26 protein-coding genes are annotated in these 23654 nt (G+C 39.4%); 9 read left to right on the forward strand and 17 right to left on the reverse strand.

Annotated elements, in window-relative coordinates:
• Positions 1 to 7: 7 nt before the first annotated feature.
• The 8 genes from ACPBEH_RS02805 to larA form a co-directional block, all read right to left on the reverse strand.
• Positions 8 to 1174 carry a cysteine desulfurase family protein gene (locus tag ACPBEH_RS02805; RefSeq protein ID WP_424349646.1) on the reverse strand — a complete coding sequence of 389 codons (1167 nt, stop codon included), beginning with the start codon at positions 1172 to 1174 and terminating at the stop codon, positions 8 to 10.
• Positions 1175 to 1301: 127 nt separating this feature from the next.
• Positions 1302 to 2138: an ATP-dependent sacrificial sulfur transferase LarE gene (larE, locus tag ACPBEH_RS02810; protein ID WP_424349647.1), complete on the reverse strand. Its 837-nt coding sequence runs from the start codon at positions 2136 to 2138 to the stop codon at positions 1302 to 1304.
• A 24-nt stretch (positions 2139 to 2162) separates the two neighbouring features.
• On the reverse strand, positions 2163 to 2468 hold the full coding sequence (locus ACPBEH_RS02815; RefSeq protein ID WP_011374496.1) for a hypothetical protein: 306 nt from the start codon (positions 2466 to 2468) through the stop codon (positions 2163 to 2165).
• Positions 2469 to 2488: 20 nt separating this feature from the next.
• Positions 2489 to 3202, reverse strand: a complete 714-nt coding sequence (larD, locus tag ACPBEH_RS02820; RefSeq protein WP_016264975.1) for a D/L-lactic acid transporter LarD — start codon at positions 3200 to 3202, stop codon at positions 2489 to 2491.
• A 146-nt stretch (positions 3203 to 3348) separates the two neighbouring features.
• Positions 3349 to 3762: a nickel insertion protein gene (gene larC / locus ACPBEH_RS02825; protein ID WP_424349648.1), complete on the reverse strand. Its 414-nt coding sequence runs from the start codon at positions 3760 to 3762 to the stop codon at positions 3349 to 3351.
• 22 nt (positions 3763 to 3784) lie between these two features.
• Positions 3785 to 4624, reverse strand: coding sequence for a LarC family nickel insertion protein (locus ACPBEH_RS02830; protein ID WP_424349649.1), 840 nt, complete (start codon positions 4622 to 4624; stop codon positions 3785 to 3787).
• On the reverse strand, positions 4621 to 5403 hold the full coding sequence (larB, locus tag ACPBEH_RS02835) for a nickel pincer cofactor biosynthesis protein LarB (RefSeq protein WP_424349650.1): 783 nt from the start codon (positions 5401 to 5403) through the stop codon (positions 4621 to 4623). Before larB ends, ACPBEH_RS02830 begins: the two co-directional genes overlap by 4 nt.
• An 11-nt stretch (positions 5404 to 5414) precedes the next feature.
• On the reverse strand, positions 5415 to 6689 hold the full coding sequence (larA, locus tag ACPBEH_RS02840) for a nickel-dependent lactate racemase (RefSeq protein WP_424349651.1): 1275 nt from the start codon (positions 6687 to 6689) through the stop codon (positions 5415 to 5417).
• A 233-nt stretch (positions 6690 to 6922) separates the two neighbouring features.
• Here larA and ACPBEH_RS02845 point away from each other — a divergent pair, with 233 nt between their 5' ends.
• The 4 genes from ACPBEH_RS02845 (at position 6923) to ACPBEH_RS02860 (ending at position 10224) form a co-directional block, all read left to right on the forward strand.
• Positions 6923 to 7588 carry a Crp/Fnr family transcriptional regulator gene (locus ACPBEH_RS02845; protein ID WP_011374490.1) on the forward strand — a complete coding sequence of 222 codons (666 nt, stop codon included), beginning with the start codon at positions 6923 to 6925 and terminating at the stop codon, positions 7586 to 7588.
• A gap of 98 nt (positions 7589 to 7686) precedes the next feature.
• Complete coding sequence (cbiM, locus tag ACPBEH_RS02850) at positions 7687 to 8694, forward strand: cobalt transporter CbiM (protein WP_424349652.1); 1008 nt, start codon at positions 7687 to 7689, stop codon at positions 8692 to 8694.
• Positions 8678 to 9493: an energy-coupling factor transporter transmembrane component T gene (locus ACPBEH_RS02855; protein WP_104963871.1), complete on the forward strand. Its 816-nt coding sequence runs from the start codon at positions 8678 to 8680 to the stop codon at positions 9491 to 9493. The genes cbiM and ACPBEH_RS02855 overlap by 17 nt, the downstream gene beginning before the upstream one ends.
• A gap of 5 nt (positions 9494 to 9498) precedes the next feature.
• Positions 9499 to 10224: an energy-coupling factor ABC transporter ATP-binding protein gene (locus ACPBEH_RS02860; RefSeq protein WP_424349653.1), complete on the forward strand. Its 726-nt coding sequence runs from the start codon at positions 9499 to 9501 to the stop codon at positions 10222 to 10224.
• Positions 10225 to 10457: 233 nt separating this feature from the next.
• On the opposite strand, the gene ACPBEH_RS02865 is transcribed toward ACPBEH_RS02860, so the two are convergent.
• Positions 10458 to 11684 (reverse strand): ATP-grasp domain-containing protein, encoded by a 1227-nt coding sequence (locus ACPBEH_RS02865; protein WP_424349654.1) that lies wholly within the window; start codon positions 11682 to 11684, stop codon positions 10458 to 10460.
• Positions 11685 to 11686: 2 nt separating this feature from the next.
• Positions 11687 to 12883 (reverse strand): MFS transporter, encoded by a 1197-nt coding sequence (locus ACPBEH_RS02870; protein WP_424349655.1) that lies wholly within the window; start codon positions 12881 to 12883, stop codon positions 11687 to 11689.
• Positions 12884 to 13001: 118 nt separating this feature from the next.
• Here ACPBEH_RS02870 and ACPBEH_RS02875 point away from each other — a divergent pair, with 118 nt between their 5' ends.
• Positions 13002 to 13871 carry a helix-turn-helix domain-containing protein gene (locus ACPBEH_RS02875; RefSeq protein WP_424349656.1) on the forward strand — a complete coding sequence of 290 codons (870 nt, stop codon included), beginning with the start codon at positions 13002 to 13004 and terminating at the stop codon, positions 13869 to 13871.
• A gap of 798 nt (positions 13872 to 14669) precedes the next feature.
• On the opposite strand, the gene ACPBEH_RS02880 is transcribed toward ACPBEH_RS02875, so the two are convergent.
• From ACPBEH_RS02880 to ACPBEH_RS02905, 6 genes are all read right to left on the reverse strand, one after another.
• Entirely contained in the window at positions 14670 to 15632 is a 963-nt protein-coding gene (locus tag ACPBEH_RS02880) for a S66 family peptidase (protein WP_424349657.1), read from the reverse strand.
• Between the two features lie 15 nt (positions 15633 to 15647).
• Entirely contained in the window at positions 15648 to 16103 is a 456-nt protein-coding gene (locus ACPBEH_RS02885) for an ASCH domain-containing protein (RefSeq protein WP_061827299.1), read from the reverse strand.
• Positions 16104 to 16208: 105 nt separating this feature from the next.
• Positions 16209 to 16469, reverse strand: a complete 261-nt coding sequence (locus ACPBEH_RS02890) for a zinc ribbon domain-containing protein (protein ID WP_424349658.1) — start codon at positions 16467 to 16469, stop codon at positions 16209 to 16211.
• Between the two features lie 82 nt (positions 16470 to 16551).
• Positions 16552 to 17244: a 5'-methylthioadenosine/adenosylhomocysteine nucleosidase gene (locus ACPBEH_RS02895; RefSeq protein ID WP_112206371.1), complete on the reverse strand. Its 693-nt coding sequence runs from the start codon at positions 17242 to 17244 to the stop codon at positions 16552 to 16554.
• 42 nt (positions 17245 to 17286) lie between these two features.
• Complete coding sequence (locus ACPBEH_RS02900) at positions 17287 to 17577, reverse strand: hypothetical protein (protein WP_011374482.1); 291 nt, start codon at positions 17575 to 17577, stop codon at positions 17287 to 17289.
• A gap of 11 nt (positions 17578 to 17588) precedes the next feature.
• Positions 17589 to 18131: an NUDIX hydrolase gene (locus ACPBEH_RS02905; protein WP_424349659.1), complete on the reverse strand. Its 543-nt coding sequence runs from the start codon at positions 18129 to 18131 to the stop codon at positions 17589 to 17591.
• 190 nt (positions 18132 to 18321) lie between these two features.
• Between ACPBEH_RS02905 and ACPBEH_RS02910 the strand changes: the two genes are divergently transcribed.
• From ACPBEH_RS02910 to ACPBEH_RS02925, 4 genes are all read left to right on the forward strand, one after another.
• Positions 18322 to 19002, forward strand: coding sequence for a 5-bromo-4-chloroindolyl phosphate hydrolysis family protein (locus ACPBEH_RS02910; protein WP_061827303.1), 681 nt, complete (start codon positions 18322 to 18324; stop codon positions 19000 to 19002).
• Positions 19002 to 20198 carry a toxic anion resistance protein gene (locus ACPBEH_RS02915; RefSeq protein WP_424349660.1) on the forward strand — a complete coding sequence of 399 codons (1197 nt, stop codon included), beginning with the start codon at positions 19002 to 19004 and terminating at the stop codon, positions 20196 to 20198. Before ACPBEH_RS02910 ends, ACPBEH_RS02915 begins: the two co-directional genes overlap by 1 nt.
• 155 nt (positions 20199 to 20353) lie before the next feature.
• Complete coding sequence (locus tag ACPBEH_RS02920) at positions 20354 to 20821, forward strand: hypothetical protein (protein ID WP_424349661.1); 468 nt, start codon at positions 20354 to 20356, stop codon at positions 20819 to 20821.
• 187 nt (positions 20822 to 21008) lie between these two features.
• The gene (locus ACPBEH_RS02925; RefSeq protein WP_424349662.1) at positions 21009 to 21881 is read left to right on the forward strand and encodes a hypothetical protein; all 873 of its coding nucleotides are present in this window, start codon (positions 21009 to 21011) and stop codon (positions 21879 to 21881) included.
• 20 nt (positions 21882 to 21901) lie between these two features.
• On the opposite strand, the gene ACPBEH_RS02930 is transcribed toward ACPBEH_RS02925, so the two are convergent.
• A complete protein-coding gene (locus ACPBEH_RS02930) occupies positions 21902 to 23329 on the reverse strand; it encodes an MFS transporter (protein ID WP_424349663.1) in 1428 nt (475 codons plus the stop codon).
• Positions 23330 to 23654: the final 325 nt, after the last annotated feature.

A 23654-nucleotide genomic window follows, 5' to 3' on the forward strand; every position in this document is an offset into this window, starting at 1 on the left:
GTTGCGCCTAGGCTTTACCGGCTTGCTTAGCCAAGTTTTTTTGCACAATTTTAGTTAATGCGGCACAAAAGGCAGTCACATCTGCTTCAGTTGTCTCAACACCGAAACTAATTCGAATACTTTCAGCAACCCGTGGGCTGTTTTCACCGTACATGGCGATTAAAACGTGTGAGGGTTCCAAATCACCTGCAGTACATGCTGACCCACCTGAAATCGCAAAGCCTGCTAAATCAAGGTTCATCTGCAAGACATAGGTTGAGACACCCTTAACCCACATATTTAATACGTGGCCTACCATATCGTCACTACCTGCGCCATTGACTTCAAAATTAATCCCGTTTGCTTGAAGGGTTTCTAAGACTTGTTGTTTGAAACCAGCATACCGAGCGCGATGTTCAGCCTTAACAGCTGGAGTCAACAATTCAACCGCTTTGGCAAAACCAGCGACGGCTGGAATATTCTCTGTCCCCGCACGGCGTTTCTTTTCTTGTTCGCCACCCATTAAAAATGATGGCAAATGAATCGCGTCATTCACGTATAAGAAACCAATTTGCTTAGGCCCGTTAATCTTGTGTGCCGAAACAGATAACATATCAATCTGATCTTCTTGCACGTCGATATCCAATAACCCATAAGCCTGTGTCGCATCCGTATGGAACCAGGCATTTGATTCGTGAACAAGTTGGCCGATTTCATGAATTGGCATATGGCTGCCAATTTCATTATTGCCCATCATAATTGTTACTAAAATTGTTTCCGGTGTTAAAGCAGCCTTTAGGTCAGCCAATTCAATAACGCCTTGTGCGTTAACGGGTAAATAAACGACATCAAACCCTTGGCTTTCTAAATAGGCCATTGGTTTTAAAACAGAATGATGTTCAATCGCCGTCGTAATAATCCGTTTACCTTCGTTAGCCCGTTTTTGAGCCGTTTGTAAAATCGCCATGTTATTACTTTCAGTGGCACCACTGGTTAAAATAATGTCGTTATCCTTCGCATTGATACTTTGCGCTAGAATATGCCGACTTGTATCTAAAACAGTGTGTGCTTGGCGCCCAAAGAAATGGGTGCTAGACGCATTCCCAAAATCTTGGGCCATTTGCGTGGTCATCGTCTCGATTACCTCCGGGGCAATCGGGGTCGTTGCTGCGTTGTCTAAATAAATATGTTCCAAAATTTTTCGCCTCGTTTTAAAAAGTATCTATGTTAGTTTAACATAGAAGCCACTTTATTAGCGGTAGAAACACTTCAAAACTAAAAAAAGACTAGGGTTAACCCCTAATCTTTTAATATTACTTCAATTAAGCAGTCATCAAGGCTGCTTTTTGTTGTTCTGATAGTGATTCATTCATTCGACCACTCTTGAAACCGGCTAAATCAACAGTGACAAATTCGAACCCAACTTGTTGTAGTGCTTGGTTAATTTGTTCACTGTGTGTTAAAAAGTCAGCAATTTGTGCTTCTGGCACTTCAACCCGGGCAATTGATTCGTGGTAGCGAACACGGACCGTTGCAAAACCTAAATCACGCAAGAATTTTTCTGATTGCATGACTTGCGCAATCTTGTCTTCTGTTAAGGCTGTATTGTATGGGAAGCGTGAAGAAACTGAACAGCTAGCCACTTTGTTCCAGTTATTCAAGTTTAATGCTTTCGCTAATTGACGGACATCAATCTTGTAGAAACCAGCTGTTTGAAGGACACTTTCTGCACCAGCTTCATCACGAGCCCGTAAGCCGGGACGGAAATCACTGTTGTCATCCATAATCATACCATCTAAGACGTGATCAAATCCTTTTTCAGCAGCAATTTGGTTTAATTGTGTGTAGAACATCTTCTTGCTGTAATACCACGTTTCTGGTGTGTTATTAGCAATATGTTCATCTGATAAGTAATTTAAAGTGGTTGTTTCAACGTTAGCCCCCATTTCATGTGCTAAGTCGATTGCCTTGTTAAATTCTTCGTCTGTGAATAATTCTGAGTTAGCAACGACTGCTAAGACATTTTCCTTACCGAGTGTTTCTAAAGCCATTTTTAATACTAATGTGCTATCAATCCCACCAGAAAAGGCTACGATTACTTTTTTCATTTGTTGTAAATTGGCAGCCAACATTGCTTTTTTTTCAGATAATGTATTCATTGTTAAAGACTTCTTTCTATATAATTAAATTAATTGTTTTAATTCTGATAAACCGTTTTGAATCCGATCAGCATAAGCTAAATCATTGTTATCTAAACTTTTGACAATCATTAAATTCAAATCTGTGGCACTATCAACAAAGTGTTTGAATGTTGATTGACCCGCACTTTGTTGTGCATCGTCTAAATCGCCGTATAGTTGTTCCGCTGTTAAGAGGGCTTGTTGTGCTTCAATAAGACTCGTTGAAATTGTCCCTGGTTGTGACGCATGTGCAGCGACTTCAAATAAGTTGACCATCATTGTTTGAGTTTGTTTAATTTGTTCCCGCATAATTGATTCCTCCGATTAAATTAGATACCAAAGAAGCTCCGCATGAAGAGTGCGGCACATAAGCCACCAACAAATGGGGCAATCCCAGGTACGATAATCCCGTATTGCCAATCTGAGTTAGCTTTATTTTTAATAGGTAAAATAGCGTGCGCAATTCTAGGACCCATATCACGTGCAAGGTTCATCGCAAATCCGGTAGGACCGCCCATCCCCATCCCAATTGCCCAAACAAGTAACCCAACAGCAATTGGGGCAATCCCTGGTGTCTTGATTTGTGTAATCGCGATAATTGATGAGATGAAAACAAATGTTGCGAAAAATTCAACGAAAAAATTCCGGGGTAAATTGCGGATACCAGGGGCTGTTGAGAAGATGTTCCGAACAGCGACTGGATCGACGTTGCCTTCTGAAGCCTTGAATTCGTCGGCGTACATAATGTAGACAATGATAGCACCGACAATCCCACCTAAGACTTCGGCGACTGAATATGGAATAAACATTGCCCATGAAATATTACCTAAAACGCATTGTGCTAGTACCATCGCCGGATTAATTGAGACATCCCCGAAGATGAATAAGGCTACTGTAATCCCGAAGCCCCAAGTTGTGATCGCAAATAAATGACCTGAACCACGATATTTTGATCCTTTTAGGACTTCATCACTATGAACCCCAACCCCGAAAATGATCATGAGCGCTGTGCCCATGAATTCTGCTAATAACTGATGAACCATGAATAAATTCCTCCAAATAATGACTATTTTAAACGTGCTTTTGCCAATAGCTTGCTGTGCTTTGCTACATCAGTCAGATCACCGACTTTGTCGGCAATTCGTCTGATTAGGCAAATGCTCACAAGCTAATCACTGGCAACGCACTTTTATTTTAATTGCTGATAAACAGCGAGATAAACTTGATTAAGTGCCACGTCATAGGCCTTAGCGGCTGCTAAACAGTCGTCAAATTCTGGCGTATATTTTTCAATATCGTCGTAATTAACCACTTTGACCCGAATATCACCATAACTCGTTGTGACGGTCATAAAATGACGTAGCATGATGGTGCGTCCCATTGTCTGGTAACGCACGCCAACGGTTGATGTGTGTTTCAAGATCAGATAAGTAATGGCTTGCTGATCGGCTGGATGAATCATGACCGTTAGTTTGATAGCTGGCCGATTTTTCTTCATTTGAATAGGACTGAAAAAGGCATCGAGCGCCCCATTAGCCATCAATAAATCTAAAACCGGTGCTAAACTTTCCGCTGACTGATCATCAATGTTGGCCTCCAACACTAATATCTGATCTGCCTTTTCTTCAACAACCTGTTGGCTTAGTTTTTTTTTCGCACAACATCACACGTAACGCATTGAGTTGTGGTGTTTCCCGATTACCAAAGCCATAACCAACTTTAGTAATCGTTTGGTTGTCTGGAATTGGACAGAATTGATCGACAACCGTCTTAACAATCCCCATTCCCGTTGGCGTAATCAATTCCGTATGAATCTCTGGGTTTTGCTTAATCGGAATCGCACTGCCCACTCGCATTTGCATCACAGCTGGTACCGGAACAGGCATCATTCCATGGGCCACTTTGATAAAGCCACTGCCATCCGTTAATTCGGATGAATAAACCTGGTCGACTGCCAATAATTCGAGTGCGACAAACGCGCCGACAATATCAACGATTGAATCAAGCGCACCAACTTCATGAAAATGGACGTCACTTAACGGTAATTCGTGAACGACCGCTTCTGATTTGGCAATTTCCGTAAAGACTTGTTTAGCATTGGTTTTAACATAATCACTTAAATCACTGTGATCAATGATGGCTTCGATGTCCTTTAAATGCCGAACTTCATCGCCATGGCTATGTGTGTGCCCATCTGCATGTTGGTGTGGATGATCATGATGATGAGTTGATGTGGTTTCAATAAAGCCTTCATCCTTGTGCACGGTTTCTGGCAAATGAACATCAAAATCGGTCCCATAGATACTGCTTTTAGCGATCCGCTGGGCATGCAAGTGGTAACCAGTCACATTTAACTTGGCCAATTCGGTCTCAAATTGCTTGAAATCAACCCCTAAATCGAGTAATGCGCCAATAAACATGTCACCACTAATCCCTGAAAAAGCGTCTAAATAAAGTGTTCTCATTTGTCATCCTCCGTCTCACTTAAATGATTGATCATACTTGCTGAGTAACCGGCGCCAAAACCATTATCAACATTGACGACCGTAATGCCTGAAGCACAACTATTGAGCATCGTCATCAGCGCTGTTAGTCCACCAAAGTTCGTCCCATAACCGATGCTAGTGGGGACGGCAATCAGTGGTTTTTCAATCAACCCACCAACAACACTGGCTAAGGCGCCTTCCATGCCAGCGACCACAATCACGACCTGGGCCTCACGAATCTCATCTAAATGTTCAAAAAGACGATGAATGCCAGCAACCCCGACATCATAAATTCGTTTCACTTGGTTACCGTAAACCTCTGCGGTAACGGCTGCTTCTTCGGCAACCGCCATGTCAGAAGTACCAGCCGTCACAACGGCAATATAATGCTTAGTTTGTTCTACCGGCTTTAACATTAAAGTGACGCACTGGGCTAATTCATCATAATGGGCGGTTGGTTCGGCAACTCTAATTACCGCATACTTTTTGGGGGATACTCTCGTACAGAGAATATTTTCAGCATGCCGTTTTAAAGAACCGATAATGCCGATAATTTGGTCGGCCGTCTTACCGGCACCATAGATTACTTCCGGATAGCCATTACGTTTTTTGCGACTTAAATCGACCTTGGCAAAGCCTAAATCATCGATAGTCTGTTCATGCGCTAGCTGCTTGGTGGCCTCTTTCACACTGACTTTTTGGTTTGCAACAGCTTCTAGTAGCTGTTGTAGCTCATTTGTTGTGTCCAAACTACTCATTCTTTCTATTGTTATTTCACAATAACCCCTAACCCATCAGGGATTACAGTCACTTTTGCGTCCGCACCTTCAATTGTATAGGCTCGTTCTAAGGCGGCATCTAAACTAGTTGCCAGTTCCATATGCATGTCCGTAATTAATTGAGGATCAACTAAATCTGATACGAAAATCACGTGATGTTGCACTAAAATCCGGGCTAAAATTTGTGACGTCCATTGATCGGGCACCGTTTCAAGCCGTGGTGTGTTAATTGCTTGGTCTAAGAATTCTTTTGGATCTTTAACGTCGGCAATATTATGGTAGAAACCATCGCCACCATGACCATCACGTGCACCAGCGACCATAATAATCACGCCACCTTGTTTATTTGTGGCCTCAGCAGCAGTCATCCCTTTAACCGCTTGGTAGATATTTTGATCAAGTGGATAACCACCATTGGTTGAGATCGCGATGTCACAATCAATTTTGTCGACTTCTGATAAACTTTCAACGAAATCACAGCCTTTTTTGTGCGCCGTTTCTAAATTACCGGCAAAAGAACCGATGATATGTTTATCTTCATCCAAAACAACATTCAAAATAAATTTAAGACCGGCTGTTTTAGCGGCGTAAACCATATCCTTGTGGACTGGATTATGCATTAAATTACCAGTTCTTGAATAATGGGAATTGATAAATTCACCTGAGTGGTTGGCCATAATTGTTTTGTATGACGCAACACCCGGTAGAATTGATTTCCGACCGCCTGAAAAACCGGCGAAGAAATGAGATTCAATGAAACCTTCTGAAATTAACAAGTCAGCTTCAACAGCAATTTTATTGATAATACAATCGCCACCTGAAGGTAATTGGCCAATTTTAACCACTGAACTATCATCTGTTGAGATGTGCATGACGATTTCTTCATTAGCAACGATTTCTTCGCCATACTTATTAACGAGTTCTTCGTGCGTTGAAGGCCGATGAAATCCGGTGGCCACCAAAATGCGAATGCGTGCATCAGGTGCCACTGAACGAATCCGTCTTAACAAAATAGGCGTCATAATATGTGAAGGTACTGGTCGGGTGTGATCAGAACTGATGATGACAATGTTCTTCTTTCCCTTCGCCAATTCTTCCAACTTCGGACTATCAATAGGATTATCCAATGACTGCTCAACTGTTTCGGCCTCACTCAATGGATTTTGATAAGTGGCTGCTTGAGAAACCAGCTTGCCGGCGAAATTAGCATCTGCAATATTAGCCGTAATAATTTTTTGATCGTAAGGTAATTTTATAGCTACCAAACTGTAGGACTTCCTTTCTCGGTTCTAAATTAACGCTTAAAAAAGCTACGTTTACAGTTATACAGATTTTCTGAAAACAATGCGGTATAATTTATAGACAACATTAAACGTTACAAAAGGAAGGCTACAAATGTTAACAAACGTTCAATTAAAATAGCGTACACTTAAGACTTAAGTTATCGAATAATAAGTATAAATGATTATTAATCTCAATTAAGGTAGGCTATCGCATTATGGTTTTAAATGATATTGAATTTCTAATTAATTTTTTAGAGGATCGACAAGTCCCAATTATCACCAAAAAACGACATACTTATCTGACCTATCACGGTCTAGAGGAACGTTATACCTATATATTGAAAAACGGCATTATCAAAAATTCGATTATCCTACAAGATGGCCGTGAATTTAACTTATCTTATATCGCGCAACCCGACGTTATTTCGCTCCTTCGCGATGAGGTCTCTAAATACACCGACCAACCCTTTAACGTCCGGATTGAATCAGAAGAAGCAACCTTCTATCAAATCGATCGGGTCACCTTCTGGCACTACGTTAACACCACCCCTGAATTGCAAAACTACATTAAAAATTACTATCGTAAAAAATTATCTGAAAATATTTATCGCCTGCAAAAAATGATGATGAATGGTAAAAAAGGCGGGCTTTGTGCCTTCTTATACAACCTAATCGACCTATTTGGGATCAAACAAAAAGACGGTATTCTGATTGATTTTGTAGTCACTAATGAAGATATCGCTGGTTTTTGTGGCATTAGTTCTAGGAGTAGTGTTAATAGAATGCTCAATCAACTTAAAAAAGATGGTGTCTTGCAAACTAACGGCCACAAATTTTTAATTAAGGATGTCAGTTATCTATTGGACAACATTGCCAATTAGTCATTTGTTACCATTTGTATACATGAAATGGCATTGAAAACACCTATGAGACGCGTAACATGAACAACATCAATTGACTCATATGGAGGTTTCATCACATGCATATTCCAGATAATTATTTAAGTCCACAAACCTGTACTTTTTTCTTCGCTGCCACTATACCAATCGTTGGCTTGGCACTAAAGAAGGTTAAGCTACAAGTTGCCGAAAAAAAAGAAACGGTACCGATGCTAGGCATCTCCGCTTCTCTTTCATTTTTAATGATGATGTTTAACGTACCGATTCCTGGCGGGACAACCGCTCATGCCGTTGGTGCTACTTTACTCGCTATTCTGATTGGCCCGTATGCCGCCAGTTTATCGGTAACCCTGGCCTTAGTGACACAAGCTTTCTTGTTTGGCGATGGTGGCATCCTCGCGCTCGGTGCTAATATCTTCAATATGGCGGTTGTTATGCCTTTTGTCGGTTATGGTATTTATCGACTTTTCCAAAAATCGCATCACGAAAAGTTGGGTGTTATCCTTGGTGCTTATCTAGGCATCAACGCCGCTGCTTTAATGGCGGGCATTGAACTTGGCTTACAGCCCTTAATTGCTCATGACGCAGCTGGTCAACCACTTTACGCCCCTTACCCGCTACACATTGCGATTCCAGCAATGTTATGCGCCCACCTATTAGTGGCCGGCTGGGTTGAAGCTGGTTTCACGGTTGCGGTCTATCAATTTATCAAAAAAGTCGCCCCTAACGAACTTTATGCCGCCCCTCAAAAAAGCACTGTGGTAGCAACTCCTAAAAAACTACATCACGCCCTTTATACTTTCATCGCTGGTTTGATTATTTTGTCACCGATTGGTTTATTAGCAAGTGGCACTGCTTGGGGTGAATGGGACGCAAGCGAACTCTTGCAACAATTGAAAGCAGCCCATCTTAGCCAAGTCCTCCCGACCGGTATGGCCCATGGCTTAAACTTTAACGCCCTCTTTAGCGATTACACGATCCAAGGGCTTCCCCTACCACTTGGCTACATGCTATCCGCACTAACAGCAGTCCTTATCTTCTATCTCATTGGAAAACTGGTGATTAACCATTATGCAACCCACGCCTAAACTACCTGATTGGCTCAACAAAACAGAAATAATCCCCCAAACGGTCGCTAAACCCGACCGTTTTTTAATTCAAAATTTACGGTTACTCGAAACGGTTTTAAATCGACTAGCACAACCTGCTACTCACACAAACCAACATACTTGTCATCAAACACCTGGCATTCAACTTATCAGCTTTCTTGTGACACTCTTCATCCTAGTCCTCACACATAGCGCGTTACTCGTCTGGTTAATCGGCCTACTAACCTTAATCCGGATTTGCCGATTGCCAAGCTATCAAATTGGACCACTTCTAAAACGCGTCGCCAGTATTAGTTTGATCGCACTCGCCTTAGTTTTACCGAATTTCTGGCTCGGTCAAATTCAGACGACTTGGTATTTCATCATTCGCACTGAAGTGATTTTATTTAATATTGGCTTTTTTGTCCAAACGATTACCTGGCCCACGTTTATTTTAGCCTTACGCCAGCTCAAACTTCCGACGCTGTTGATTTTAACGTTAGAAATCAGCCTTAAATACAGTCATTTATTAGCCCAATTCTTACAAGAATCACTCTGGGCAATTCGTTTACGGGCCACTGGCAAAGCGAAAAAAAGGCAACATTTAGTCGGTTCACTTATTGGGCGCCTTTATCTCAGTGCGCGCGCCTATATGACTGATTTATATCACGCAATGGTGCTGCGTGGCTACACTGGTCAAAGCAATCGACGGCCCCCTCTGACCATTACTCGTTATGATTGGCGCTTAATCGGTTGGGATTTTGCTTTAATTGGTCTATTCTGTCTCATTCGGAGGTAATTAATATGCTACAACTCAATCACGTTCACTACGCTTACACCCAAACAGATAGTTTGGCGGATATTTCGCTCACTATTCAGCCTGGTGAAGCAGTCGCGTTTATGGGGCCCAATGGTTCTGGTAAATCAACCTTATTCAAATTAATCAATGGCTTAATCGAACCAACGGCCGGCCAATATTACTTTAAGGACCAGTTGGTTGATCATCAATTTTTAAAAAATGCGGCTCAAACGACCGCCTTACATCGTGCGGTCGGCTTTGTTTTTCAAAACAGTGATGTACAACTTTTCAACGAAACGGTGATCGCTGAACTCGCCTTTGGTCCTGAACAGATGGGTCTTTCTAAAGAAGCCGTTCAAACCCGTGTGCAAGACTGCTTAAAACTCCTTCAAATCGAAAAACTCGCCGATCGAGTCCCCTATCAACTATCCGGTGGTGAAAAGAAATTAGTCGCATTAGGAAGCGTTTTAACAATGAATCCTGAAATGATTATTTTGGATGAACCCTTTAATGGCTTATCGGCAGCTTATCAGACACTATTAGTCCAACTACTACAACAGCTGAACCAGGCTGGTAAAAGTATTCTGCTTGCCAGTCACAACTACGAACAGGTCCAACAAATCGCTAAGCGAATTGTTATTTTTAATGAAGACCATCGTATTACCCACGATTTACCGCTAACGGAAATTCAGCGACAAACAGGCCTAATGGCAAATTTAAGACAGTTATAACGACCATCACATTCATTAGAAATATAAAAATCTAAATTTAATTCACAATAATCATGCTATATTTTTATTCAATAATTATGACACTTTTTATGTATATTACTAAATATAAAAATGGCTTTATCTTAGATGAGTATCTCGATAAAACCATTTAGAAATATACTAAATTTTATATTATTTCATCTCGCAGCTTGGTAATAGTTGTTAGGCTTTTATATAATATATTAGCCTTTAGACTAATCAACGTGTACTTTAATTTTTTTGTTTAGTTCAATAATTTCATTTTTTAATTGTGTGGCATCATCACCACTAATTATAAAATAACCAATTCTGTCATCAGAATTGGTTGGAACTCGAACAATCTGACCAGGTAAAGAATCTACTACCAATTTTTTAAATCCCTGGCTGGTTCGAATGACTTGTAGTCCGTCTACCGATTTAAGCTTTCCATCTTGCTCAGTAAACAAAAAGCTAATCGCCGCTGCCTGATTCTTTGTTGGTGCAATAGTCACATCGTGATTTAAATATAATTCGATTGTCTTTGCAAAAATATTTATCCCGTACGCATCAAAAATTAAGTCAGAAGTAATATGATCCCCACCAGGTCTCCCATTGACTTCAATCACCCTGGAACCATTTGAAGTCATTTTAACTTCAATATGAGTTGGCCCGTTATGAAAATCCAATGCTTGTGCTGCTTTGTATGCTGTATCAATAATTTCTTCTTTATGTTCAGTATCAATAGTGGTAGGAAAAACATGCATCAATTCAACAAAATACGGTGGCTCAGTTGTATGCTTTTCAGTCACTTCAACAAATTCAATCTTATCGTTATTTAAAAATAACTCGACACTGAATTCAGGGCCTACCAAAAACTCCTCCAAAATAAATTCGTTTCGTACTTTGAAATCCATGTAACTTTGTTTTAGTTTTGAAATTTGGATAAACCTTTTTTGAAGCTCATCATCACTATCAATATAAAACACATCAATGCTGCTCGCGGTATTTGTTGGCTTAAGGATTAATGGATAACCAATTCTTTTACTAGCGGCCCGTGCTTCCTCTATTGATTTTACGACTGCGAATTTAGCCGAAGGGACTCCCTTTTTCAAGTATTGTTCTCGCGCTAAATCCTTATTGCGGGCACATTTTGCCGCAAAGTAAGAGTTGCCAAACATATTTAATTGTTCAGCGACTTTGGCAGTCACTGCCGTTACATAGTCAGTTCCAGGAATAATTGCATCAAATTCGCGATACTTACTATTAAGTATTGCGTCTAGGATACTGGCGCTGTTTCTAATATCTGCAACAATTAAATCGTCAAACTGGCCAGCATAGCCATATTTATTGGGATTATCTATATCGCTTACGACGCAAATCACCTTGCAATTCATTTCTTTCGCAGCAGTGACAAATGGTACCCCATAAAAACTAGGTTCTACTATAATGACTTTTTTTTTCATAATTACTTTCCTTTCATTTTCGCAGTACTTAGCATGAATAAGCTCCAAAAGGCGCCAATTATCATAATAATTGCCATCCATAAGAAACCAACATTCGCCCCAAATTCGTCATTTGCCATTCCCATAAAGGTTGATGCAAACACAACCACTAACTGTGCGGTACCATTCCAAATTGAGGTTACTCTCCCCATGTACTGTTTCTCGACTCGTTCCATTAAAACCGTATTGATTACCACTCTTAAGGACGAATTACTTAAACCTAATATAAAGGTACAAGCAATGGTTAGTGAAACAATGTGTGTGAAATATAAACTTAACAATGCTGCAGAAGCAAAGCTAAAAAAGAATACAACGATGTTTTTCTCGGTAAATTTGTTGATTAGTATACCGGTGATCAACCCAGCAATAAGTCCACCAATACCATAACCCATGTCGGCTATCCCATATACAACGCTGTTAGCCTTTAGGATAGTTAGGACATAATCAGGAGAAGAAACATTAAATAGTTGTGTAACGATTAATGGTAAGATTGAAATAATTCCCATACTAAGAATTACTTTGTGTTTAACAATATATCGGACACCGGCTAAAAATCCGGATGTATTTTCACCTTGACTAGCTACTCGATCGTCCACTTTTATAGAAGCTACAAGTATAGAGGCTATCAAAAACATAACAATATTAACAATTAGAATCGTCAAAAATCCCGTATAATTCAAAACAATCCCTGATATTGCACCAGCAGCAAACATACCAACTTGTAATGAAACTTCAATGAAGGCGTTGGCAGCGCCTAATAAATCTTTAGGTAAAATAGCCTGGACGTAACTTCTCGATGCAGCCATATAGGTTATCCAACCTGTCCCCGTTAGAATCGCTAGTCCATACATAGCCCACATGGAGAAACCAAGGTACGATATAACTATTGCAATCAATATCATTGGAACTGTTCTTCCCCAGAACGTCCAAAGAATAACTTTTTTTCGGGAGAACCTATCGGTTAGAGTTCCTGCGAACGGTGCCATCAAAAATCCGGCCAATACATTAACGGTTAAATACATACCAACTAATTTGTTTGACTGCGTTGATTGTAGAACATACCAATTCGCGCCAACAGTGGTCAACCCGACTCCGAATCCTGAAATAATATCTGCTAGAAAGAAATTGTGGAATTCTTTTTTTGTTAATAGCTTCAACATGTTCAATTTATCTCATCCTTCCATAACACTACATATTTGATTCCATACCATTATTTTACAGACAACCTCCAAAAATGTATGGTAATGTAAAGCATATCGTCATAAAGGTGGGATTATTTTGACACATGGACAACTTGTTAGAAAATTACGTAAAGAACGTGGATTAACGCAATCACAATTAGCCGAAGGTATTTCTAGCCGAACCACTCTTTCTTCACTTGAAAATAATAAAACAGATATTACTACTAGCATCCTATTTGCGTATTTAGAACGTATGAATGTCTCTATTCAGGAGTATTTGTTTTACTTCAATAATAGTACTAGTACAGAGAAAGAAGTGGCGTCAAAATATTTTTATGACAATGTTATCAAAAAACGCGATTTTGAGGTCAAAGAGCGGATTCTTGATTATCAAAATAGATATAACAATTCTAAAGATTTTTATTACTGCTGTTTATCAATCGAATTAAAGCTCTTTCTAAATCGAAAACACGCTAGTGAAATCTTTGATGTAGAAGAAGACAAAGAAATAATAAGGGTTTACTTAAAAAATGTAACGCAATGGGGACATTTTGAAATGTCAATTTTTGCTAATTGCTTATACATTTTTGATGATGAATTTATTCAAGCTACTTTTAAAACACTTTTAAAACGAACAATAATTTTAAGTCAAATTGATACTTATCAAAATGACATTTCCATTTTTTTAAATAATTGTATTGTTTTAACGCTTGAACGTGGTAACTATGCTAATGTACAATTTTATATTCGAGAACTTTACAAAGTTTCCGGTAAGACACCACGAAAGGCTTATGATAGAATGATGTGCTCGTATTATCTCGAATTAATAAAGCAAGCTGCCGGACACAAATCAAATCCCCAAAAAATAATTGACCAATTTAAAGAACTGGGATTTAATGATCATGCTCAAATGCTTGAAGATTTACGAGAGAGGGTCCTGCGAAAACAAACGGCGTCAATCGCATAAAGGTTAAACTATGAAATTTTGATATTATCTACGCTTTTCACAAAATAGTGCTTACTAAATAAAATCACATCTAATAACTACGAAATGATTTTTATATGATTATAGTTAATATAGAATTATCAATAAATTGTTCAATATAAAGAAGTAGCTCTATCTCAAAGGAACATTGAGATAGAGCTACTTTAAAGATATATTAAGTTTCACTTCAAAAGCCCATCAAATACTATTAGTCCAACTACTACAACAGCTGAACCAGGCTGGTAAAAGTATTCTGCTTGCCAGTCACAACTACGAACAGGTCCAACAAATCGCTAAGCGAATTGTTATTTTTAATGAGGACCATCGAATTACCAATGATTTACCGCTAACGGAAATTCAGCGGCAACCAGCCCTAATGGCAGATCTAAAACAGTTATAATAATTTAAAAATATAAGTCTAAAAACGTATCTTCTGATGAAGGTGCGTTTTTTTATTAAAAAAGGCTGACACAAAAATAAATTTATGTCAGCCTCAAAAGTCATTATTCATTTCGATTCATAAACTTTTTAAAACTTCTAAAATCTAAAAAAGCAACCAAACAGGATAAAATAATCGCCATCGGAATAAAAACGAAGAATTCGTTGCTAACGAGCGTCGCTATTAAAGCTAAAAATAGCCCTAAAAGGATTAAGTACCGATAATAGCCTAGTTTAAGATAAACATAATCTCGATAACGCTCCGGTAAAAATATCATCAATACTATTATGATTAACACGCCATACGAATACATCTCACCACCACCTTTTTTATCTATCATTTTAAATCTGGACCCATTTCTCCGTCGCATCCACTGTAATTGTCTGGCCAATTGGTAATGTCAGAATCGGTTGCGTATGCCCAACATTGACATTATAGAGTACTGGTATCGTTTTTAAAATTGGAAATTTCGCTAAAATATATAAAAGCATTTCTTCATCCAAATTAACATCAGTCGGGACCCGCCCGATAATCAGTGCCTGCGGATGTCGAACACTTTGTAAGAGTGCCGCTAGATTACGTGAAAAATCGTAACGATCAGAATCATCTGAACACTCGAGCAATAAAATCTTACGATCATAATTTGGTTGATAAGGCGTTCCTTGTAAGGTATAGAGCGTGTTTAAGTTACCACCCACTAACTCACCCGTTACGCGGCCTTTGGTATATGTCTGCCATTGATTATCGTGGTAGTCGCGCTTAGCATCCGGCAAGTACCATGCATCACTTGACCATTCGGCAGATGCAGTCAACCGAACCGGATCCGTGCCCTGAGTCATCACTTTTTGCCAATTTTGAACTTGATAATCCCCGAGTTGATCCGCTAATTTAAATGCGATATAAGATGGGCCGTAGTAGGTCACTAATCCGGTCTTAGCGGTAATCGCATTGCCCAACGATGTAAAATCAGAGTAGCCGCAAACAATCTTAGGGCGTTTGGCAATCATCTCAAAATCGAGGTACGGCAATAATTCGTTGGCATTATAACCACCAGTCACCGCTAAAATTGCTTTGACGTTATCATCTAAAAAAGCGGCATGTAAATCAGCAACCCGCGCCTCAATTGGACTTGAATTAAGACAGTCCATCACCATCACATTTTGACCAAATGTTACCTGATAACCGAGATCGTTTAGGCGTTTGTGCGCCGCTTGATTGGCGGTAAACCCGCCCACACTTTGTAAACTATTGCTAGGTGCGATGACCCGAATTTCATCGCCTTTTGATAATCGTTTGGGAATCATTTTCCTCACACTCCTCTAAGACTTAACCACCATAAATTGTTCACATAAACAAGGAATCGTTGGCTCAAATGTTCGGTTTAACTCGGCATATTCAGCCGTAAAAAAAGGTTCATGAACCGCTCGCCAATAATCAAGTGTTCGATCACCCTCACCTTCTAAATAAGCATGATCAGCCGATACCTTATTATAAGCAATAATTTTACAGCTCATTGTTTTAGTAATCGCAGCGGGTTTCCCTTGTCCATCTAATATAATATTATAATCACCAGCCTGAGGTACATGCTCATTAGGTTCATACAAGTCAATGGCCGAAGTAGTTGCCGTTTTTTGACCACTAATGACTAGTACCGCTAATTCATTAGCCATTTGCACTGTATTTCCAAATGAATAAATTTCTGCTGGTTGCCGTTCAGGTGATAAATTTTGTTCTTTAATAAACGTTTGCCAATATTGCTCAACCTCTGATGTCATTGGTAACCCTCCGCATCCAGTTATGATATTGACGTTAGTTTAACAGAAATTGCCATTTTGTCCAAAAAAATAAGCCTAGCATCAAAGCTAGACTTACTTAGTCACTTATTGCCATCGTCTCATTTTTTTGAGCATCATCGGATAGCTTTTAATTAAGAACCATTTTTTTAATTGACCGGTTGTTTGGTCAGCACGAAGACCCGCGATACCTTTAGCTAACATCTGATCAAAAGTAATTGTCGGTTCTGTCCATTGACCATCAATGTAACAAAGTTGGCAATACTGCGTTGACTTGATGCCATCTTGTTCACGACCTTGGTTGGCTGGTGAAAGTGGCATGCCACAACTTTGACAAAATTTTTCCATAGAAACTCCTGATTAATGTGCTTTTCAACCTATATTCCTGTGCTAATGCTCAAAAGCTAATCAGCTTGAAAAGCACTCATTCTTATTTAATATTCTTCAAGAAGTTGAGGAGCATTGCTGCTGATTTTTGGCCTGCTTCTACGATGAATTCGTCAAACGTTACACCGGCATCCTCATCACCAACATCACTCATAGCACGGATAACAACGAATGGAATCCCAAATTGGGTTGCCACTTGGCCAATCGCTGCGCCTTCCATTTCACAAGAGAGGGCTTCTGGATAGATTTCTTTAATCGCTTTGATTTTATCTTGGCTGGCGATAAATTGGTCACCCGTGACGATTAAACCAACACGTGGTTGTAAGTCAACTGCTTTGGCAGCCGCTTCAATTTGTTTAACTGTGTTAGCATCCCCTTCAAAACGTTGGGGTTGTTGGGGTAATTGTCCTGGTAAATAACCAAAGGCCGTTGCTTCAGCATCATGATATGCGACTTGACTTGAAATCACAACGTCACCGATGTGTAAGCCTTCGCCAATCCCACCAGCTGAACCTGTATTGATAACAACATCTGGTTTTTCTTCGGCTAATAAAATCGCCGTTGTCATCCCAGCTTGCACTTTACCAATCCCTGATTCAACTAATGTTACTTCATGACCGTACAAATGTCCTTTATAGAAGGTATTGCCTGCCACCGTATGTTCTTGAACATCTTCTAACTTCGTTAACAATGTCCGAATTTCTTCTTCCATGGCACAAACGACACTAATTTTCATATTAATATTCTCCGTTTCCTAAAAATAATCGACTTTACTAGTTTATATGAAAAATAAGATCAAGTAAACGATTATAATTAATCCAAATGTAATCCCAATCGCCCAGTTCAAACGAGTCTTCAATCGTTTAACTGCTGGGAGATCTTCTTTTTTCTCACGCCGACGCTTCTTTTCCGGAGCGTCATCGGTCACAGCCTTGAAAGCCGCCTTTTGCTTTTGTCGGGCATATTCCCGTTCGGTTCTTAACCGTTCTTGATCGCGTTGTTTAAAAGCCGCTTCTTCCGCCTCTTTTTGTTGGCGGTAAGCTTCACGCGTACTCGGTTCATTAGCCATTGTCAGCCCTCCTATTTGCTCTGTAATTGCCAGTAGTATAGCGCCATAATCGTTTTGGCATCACAAATGAGCCCACTCTTAACGGCTGCTTGCGCTTGTGCAAATGTTAAACGTTCAACATTCAAAAACTCATCATCATCTAACGGGCGTTTATTAGCAACCGGTGTTAAAGCCGTCGTATAAAAGAGCGTCATTTTTTCATTAGAAAATCCTGGCGATGTAAAGAATTCAGCAATTTCTTGCAAATTATCCGTCGTTAAGCCTGTTTCTTCATTTAATTCTCGTAAAGCAACTTTTGCCAAATCCATTTCACCTAGATCAATTTTTCCCGCTGGAATTTCAAGCGTTTCACGTTGCATTGGTGCGCGCCATTGTCGTACCAATAATAACTCACCATCAGCTGTGATTGGAATAATCCCAACCGCACCATGGTGATAGACAATTTCGCGGCTGGCGGTTTGACCATCTGGCAAGGCAACTTGTTGAACCGCTAGATCAATGACATGCCCTTTAAAAAGTGTTTCTTCAGATAATACCTTTTCCTCATAAGACATTTAAAATTAGCCACCTTTAATTAAGTTTGCATTCTTGTCAATCATTATACGCGCTTTTGAAATTGTCCGCTATCAGTACGTAAAAGTTCATTATTTGGTTGGGATTAAATATCCATCCTTAGGCTGATACCTTTTTGATGAAATTACTGTTAAAATGAACTCATCAATATAAATTTAGGAGCTGACAATGATGTTTAAAAAAATAAAAATATGGTGTATTGGCTTTCTAATTATGGCAGTTTCAATTCCAACGTTCGCAACTCTTTTTGATTTCTATGGCGATTGGGATAACTTCTTGTGGGTCGGTCTAGGTGTCTTACTCGCTGCGATCTACATGCTAATCAGTTTTAAACGCCTTAAGCAACAACCCCAATACAAAACAAATCACAAAATTTCAGATAAAATGCTGAAACACTATCAAGATGCCGGCATGAGTGATGATGAGATTGATTTCTTCAGAGAAACAATGCACCAAGCCGAAATTGAAGTTCAAGCTTTGGCAACTAACATGCAAGCTCTTCCTAAATTAAAGGCAATTGATTTAAACCAAGAAACAACGCGTGTCAGTCAAGCCATGTTCCAAGCGATCGTCAAGGAACCCAAACGCTTGCACTTAGCCAGCGATTTTCTCTACCGTCACTTACCTTCAATTAATGAACTAACACGTAAATTCATCGAGATTAGTCATCATGAAGTTAAAACGGCTGATACCTACGCTGTTTTGGATAAATCTGCCGAAGCAATCGATGCTTTGAGCCAACAAATTAAGCAAGACTATGCGACTTTTGTGGCCGATGATTTAGATGATCTCGACACTGAAATCTCAGTTGCAAAACAACAAACAACCCCTGATCACAAGGAGGAAAACTAATGACAGACGTTACCGAAAAACAAGATGATTTAATGAGTGATTTATTAAAAGACCCATTTGATCAAGCGGCCCCTACCGTTACTGAAGAAACGGTTGCAAAAAAATCAGGTGAAGAATTACTAAACCAACTCTCACCTGAACAACAACAACAAGCCCAACAATTGGCTGAACAATTAGACGTTAACGATCAACAAGCAGTTCTCAATTACGGCGCCCAGGCTCAAAAGAAACTAGGTGCTTTTTCGCAAACAATGTTGAATCAGGTTCAAAGCCAAGAAACTGGTGAAATCGGCGACGCATTAACCTCATTGATGTATCGTCTAAACGAAGCTAACCCAGACGAATTACGGGCTGAAGACAGCAACGTTTTCAAGCGGATGTTTGGTAAGATTAAAAAATCAGTTTACGAAGTCACTGCTAAGTATCAAAAGATTGGTGCTCAAATCGACGGGATTGCAATCAAACTGGAAAAAGAAAAAGACGGTTTAATGCGCGACAACGAAACATTGGAAGGTCTATACGCTAAAAATAAAGCTTACTTTGACGCGCTTAATATCTACATCGCCGCTGGTCAACTCAAGATGCAAGCGCTCGATCAAACTGAGATTCCGGCTGCCATGGCGAAAGCCGAAAATGACAACAATCAAATGGCTGTGCAAGAGGTCAATGATCTCAATCAATTTAAGAACCGGCTTGAAAAGCGGACTTATGATTTAGAGTTAGCCCGTCAAATTACGCTCCAACAAGCGCCACAAATTCGCTTAATTCAAAATACGAACCAAGCGCTTGCTGAAAAGATTCAAGCCTCAATTAACACCGCTATTCCGCTTTGGAAGAATCAAGTCGCAATCGCCTTGACCCTCCTCCGTCAAAAAGATGCGGTCACTGCACAACGCCAAGTTTCCGAAACAACTAACGATCTCTTGAAGAAAAATAGTGCGATGTTGAAGATGTCATCAATTGAAACTGCTAAGGAAAACGAACGTGGCGTCGTTGATATCGAGACCCTTCAAAAGACCCAAAACGACTTAGTCGAAACCCTTCAAGAAACCTTGAAGATTCAACAAGAAGGTCACGAAAAACGGCAAATGGCTGAAAAAGAATTGAACCACATGGAAAATGACTTACGTGATCATTTATTAGCCTACACACAAGGCCAAACAACGAATAACGCGGGTCCTAAGAACGTAAACTAAAAGCACTCATCTGAGTGCTTTTTTTATATCGTAAATCTATTTGGAAGCTTACCTTGTCGGAGATTTATGAGCAACATTATGTTATACTGACTACGCAAAAATATTGATTATCTATCAAAGGATATGGTTATATGAAGCCTAAAAGAATTCTAATCATGGCAGTTACATTAATATCCGCCGTGACGCTTACAGCTTGCCAGCAAAATCATAAATTCGCTACTAAAACCAACCACAGCGCTATACAGAAGCAAGTACATAAGAACGTCGAATCCACTAAATACGATTACCAAGATACAAAAGCTTATTGGCTTAAATACAAAAACAACACTTTCTTTGTGGTCTCAAACCAGATTAATGAACAAATAAATTCTAAAAAGAAACTCAAAAATTACTTGCTTATTGAAACAACACAAAATTTAGGCCACCCTTCTTACAAAGAATTATCCAAAGATGGTTTTACTTTTATTGCAGATAATAAAATCAAGCCTAAAGAATCATTTGGCTATGGTGTCATAACAGTTGGTATTTCACGTGATTACACAACATCCGCAATCATTGCAACAGCCAATCTAAACGATCCGATGTACAATAGATACAAAATTACAAAAATAGCACCCATTTAGTGGAAAATAAAAAGCTTGCTCTTATTTACTAAGAGAACAACAAATTTAGGCGGCAATGATCGCTAATATTCCTCTATTAATCATAAAAAGGCCAAACCATCCCCCCTCCTCCTCAACCTAAGCACTCATCTGAGTGCTTTTTTTATGTTATAATCAGTTTTTATGTTGGAAAGTAGGGTTCTTGTAGATGTTTAAAAAGAAAAATCGGAAAATTATTGGTCATCCCCGAGTCAGTCATTGGTTTTTATTGATCGTTCTTCTAGGCCAGATCAGTATGAGTGTCATTCGGCTGACTAGCGAACTATACACCAATCTGATTAATCTAACCGGTAACGAAAATCTATTTTGGGGATTTCCTTTCTTTGAATGGTCTTATTCAATCGTAAGTATTATGGGGACAAAAGGCATATTGGTAGCAAATATGACAGCCGTACTATTATGTTTATTATTAGCCATTTTAATTTATCAGATAAAATGTCAAATTAACACGTCACTCGCTTTAGCAAGTCTATTGATACTTGGATTACCTGATATCACGCTCACCCTAATTGCTTTGTTCGCCAACTTAAGTGCTGGTATAACAGCAGTAGCGTCTTTTTTTAATCCTCAAATTACTTTCATATTAATATTTGTTTATCTTAGCCAAATCCTAATCGGTATTTGGGGCATCTGGCTTTTCACACGATTATTTATAATAGAAATGACCTTCAAGCCAACCCCCTTTTCCAAACGCCATCTTTACTTAATCATTAATTTATGGGGTTTAATCCTAAGTAACTACTTAGAACTTAGCACACAATCAGGACCAGCATTTAACCTATTTTACTTCATCACACTCTTTTTCAAATTCGCCCTAATGATAGGGGTTTTCATCAATCGCAAACCTGCCCAAACCGTACGGCAAAAAGGCTACTTAATCCTCTTATTAGTGCTTCTTGTCGGATTGCCACTCCAGCGTTATCATTTTCAGTTCAGTAACGTCCTAATTATCATAACGCTCGCACAGTATTTGATTAAGAGCCGCCAAATTTCAGCAAACGAAAAAGCCATCAATTCCTAAAAGAATTGATGGCTTTTATTTTAATGACGATGTTTCAGCATTCGCCATCCCGTTAAGGCTGTCGCAATCAAACAAATGACCAAGGCCACCATGAAAGCATCATGCATCCCCGCAATGAAGACATCCGCGTGACCTGGAATATATCCCGTTACTTTCTGGCCGTAATTACGACTCATTGCGGCATACAAGACCGTTGTCGATAGCGAAATCCCAAAGACCATCCCTAAGTTACGCGCTAAGGCATTAATCCCACCGGCGACCCCTAAGTCTTGAACCCCTACTGAACTCATGACAATCGTGTTATTGGGTGCTTGGAAAATCCCATTGCCCAGTCCGACTAAACCAACAAAGAACATGAATAACCAAATTGGCGTTTGTAAATTCATCAACATATAACCGACTTGGCTAATTGAGATTAAAATCAAACCGACAAAAGTTAATAGCTCTGGGCCAATTTTATCTGAAATACTACCAGCAATCGGTGCCACAACCACTTGCACAATTGGAAAAATCATTAAGCTATAACCTGCTAAATTAGGCGCTAAGCCCAATGCATTTTCAAAATAGAATGGTGAAATGACATTGAAAAAGAAATTAACGATAAAAATTAAGAACGCACATAATAAACTTAAGCTAAAATCAACATTCTTGAATAATCTAAATGATAATAAGGGCTGTTCAACATGTTGTTCGATCCAAACAAAAATCCCAGCACTGATCAAGGCTACCACAAAAGCCGTTAAAATGATTGGTGATGTAAAGCCAATTTGTTGGCCGATAAAAATGCCAAGGAACAAGCTGACAATCAAGGCCGCAAAACTGACAAATCCGGCATAATCAATTTTTTCATGCGTTTTAATAATATCTTTTGGTAAAATAAAATGCCCAAAAATAATCGTTAAAATACCGATTGGTACGTTAATCCAGAAAATATAGCCCCAACTAAAGTGTGCGAGGATCAAACCACCAATCCCGGGACCCGCGATACTGCCTAAAGCCACAAATGAGCCAGTTAATCCTAATGCTCGGCCCCGTTCTTTTAATGGGAAAACTTCGGTGATAATCCCATTATTATTACTCATTGTCATTGAAGCTCCTAGCGCTTGAACGACCCGCGCACCGAGTAACAATGGTAGGCCACCGTTAAAACCACATAGCAATGAGCCTAATACGAAAAGAAAAGTCCCAATCTTGAAAACTTTAACTTTCCCGAAGGCATCGCCAACTTTACCAAATAATAGCAGTAGTGCACAAATCATAATCAGATAAATCGAGACGATCCATTCTGATTGATTCATCGGAATTTTCAAATCCCGACTCATGACAGGTAACGCAATATTGACGATACTCCCATCAAGGGTGGCCATGAAGGTAAAAAGCCCCACCGCCGTTAATATCCACCAGCGATTCTTTTGAACCTGCGGATTATCTGCATAACTTAACGCCATCTGTAAGTCACTTTCTTTCTTTTCAATTTATTTAATAATAAGTATACCCTTCTTTCAGAAAATTAAATATAAAAAATCACCCCTGAACGCTCGAAAAGAGGGTTGGGGGTGATTTTTAACGTGCTTCTCGAGTAGCCTTTTCCGGTTAACCGCAAAATGGGTATTATGGCAAAAACCGCCATAATACCCATTTTACCGTTAATCCTCGAAGCCTAACCAACTCGAGTCAGCACTCACTTTATTTAACGTGCTTTTTGAAACTGACTCCTGTGCTTAACGACATTTGTCAAATCAGCGATTTCATCACTAATTCGCCAAATTATGT

Origin of the sequence: Latilactobacillus parasakei, assembly GCF_049674265.1 — a bacterium.
GTDB classification, from domain to species: domain Bacteria; phylum Bacillota; class Bacilli; order Lactobacillales; family Lactobacillaceae; genus Latilactobacillus; species Latilactobacillus sakei.

What these genes read in the sequence shown, in the direction of transcription:
- larE (WP_424349647.1), bottom strand. Translation starts at nt 2,138, where the DNA reads ATGAATACATTATCTGAAAAAAAAGCAATGTTGGCTGCCAATTTACAA.
- ACPBEH_RS02815 (WP_011374496.1), bottom strand. Translation starts at nt 2,468, where the DNA reads ATGCGGGAACAAATTAAACAAACTCAAACAATGATGGTCAACTTATTT.
- larD (WP_016264975.1), bottom strand. Translation starts at nt 3,202, where the DNA reads ATGGTTCATCAGTTATTAGCAGAATTCATGGGCACAGCGCTCATGATC.
- ACPBEH_RS02830 (WP_424349649.1), bottom strand. Translation starts at nt 4,624, where the DNA reads ATGAGAACACTTTATTTAGACGCTTTTTCAGGGATTAGTGGTGACATG.
- larB (WP_424349650.1), bottom strand. Translation starts at nt 5,403, where the DNA reads ATGAGTAGTTTGGACACAACAAATGAGCTACAACAGCTACTAGAAGCT.
- ACPBEH_RS02845 (WP_011374490.1), top strand. Translation starts at nt 6,923, where the DNA reads ATGGTTTTAAATGATATTGAATTTCTAATTAATTTTTTAGAGGATCGA.
- cbiM (WP_424349652.1), top strand. Translation starts at nt 7,687, where the DNA reads ATGCATATTCCAGATAATTATTTAAGTCCACAAACCTGTACTTTTTTC.
- ACPBEH_RS02855 (WP_104963871.1), top strand. Translation starts at nt 8,678, where the DNA reads ATGCAACCCACGCCTAAACTACCTGATTGGCTCAACAAAACAGAAATA.
- ACPBEH_RS02860 (WP_424349653.1), top strand. Translation starts at nt 9,499, where the DNA reads ATGCTACAACTCAATCACGTTCACTACGCTTACACCCAAACAGATAGT.
- ACPBEH_RS02865 (WP_424349654.1), bottom strand. Translation starts at nt 11,684, where the DNA reads ATGAAAAAAAAAGTCATTATAGTAGAACCTAGTTTTTATGGGGTACCA.
- ACPBEH_RS02870 (WP_424349655.1), bottom strand. Translation starts at nt 12,883, where the DNA reads ATGTTGAAGCTATTAACAAAAAAAGAATTCCACAATTTCTTTCTAGCA.
- ACPBEH_RS02880 (WP_424349657.1), bottom strand. Translation starts at nt 15,632, where the DNA reads ATGATTCCCAAACGATTATCAAAAGGCGATGAAATTCGGGTCATCGCA.
- ACPBEH_RS02885 (WP_061827299.1), bottom strand. Translation starts at nt 16,103, where the DNA reads ATGACATCAGAGGTTGAGCAATATTGGCAAACGTTTATTAAAGAACAA.
- ACPBEH_RS02890 (WP_424349658.1), bottom strand. Translation starts at nt 16,469, where the DNA reads ATGGAAAAATTTTGTCAAAGTTGTGGCATGCCACTTTCACCAGCCAAC.
- ACPBEH_RS02895 (WP_112206371.1), bottom strand. Translation starts at nt 17,244, where the DNA reads ATGAAAATTAGTGTCGTTTGTGCCATGGAAGAAGAAATTCGGACATTG.
- ACPBEH_RS02900 (WP_011374482.1), bottom strand. Translation starts at nt 17,577, where the DNA reads ATGGCTAATGAACCGAGTACGCGTGAAGCTTACCGCCAACAAAAAGAG.
- ACPBEH_RS02905 (WP_424349659.1), bottom strand. Translation starts at nt 18,131, where the DNA reads ATGTCTTATGAGGAAAAGGTATTATCTGAAGAAACACTTTTTAAAGGG.
- ACPBEH_RS02910 (WP_061827303.1), top strand. Translation starts at nt 18,322, where the DNA reads ATGTTTAAAAAAATAAAAATATGGTGTATTGGCTTTCTAATTATGGCA.
- ACPBEH_RS02915 (WP_424349660.1), top strand. Translation starts at nt 19,002, where the DNA reads ATGACAGACGTTACCGAAAAACAAGATGATTTAATGAGTGATTTATTA.
- ACPBEH_RS02920 (WP_424349661.1), top strand. Translation starts at nt 20,354, where the DNA reads ATGGCAGTTACATTAATATCCGCCGTGACGCTTACAGCTTGCCAGCAA.
- ACPBEH_RS02925 (WP_424349662.1), top strand. Translation starts at nt 21,009, where the DNA reads ATGTTTAAAAAGAAAAATCGGAAAATTATTGGTCATCCCCGAGTCAGT.
- ACPBEH_RS02930 (WP_424349663.1), bottom strand. Translation starts at nt 23,329, where the DNA reads ATGGCGTTAAGTTATGCAGATAATCCGCAGGTTCAAAAGAATCGCTGG.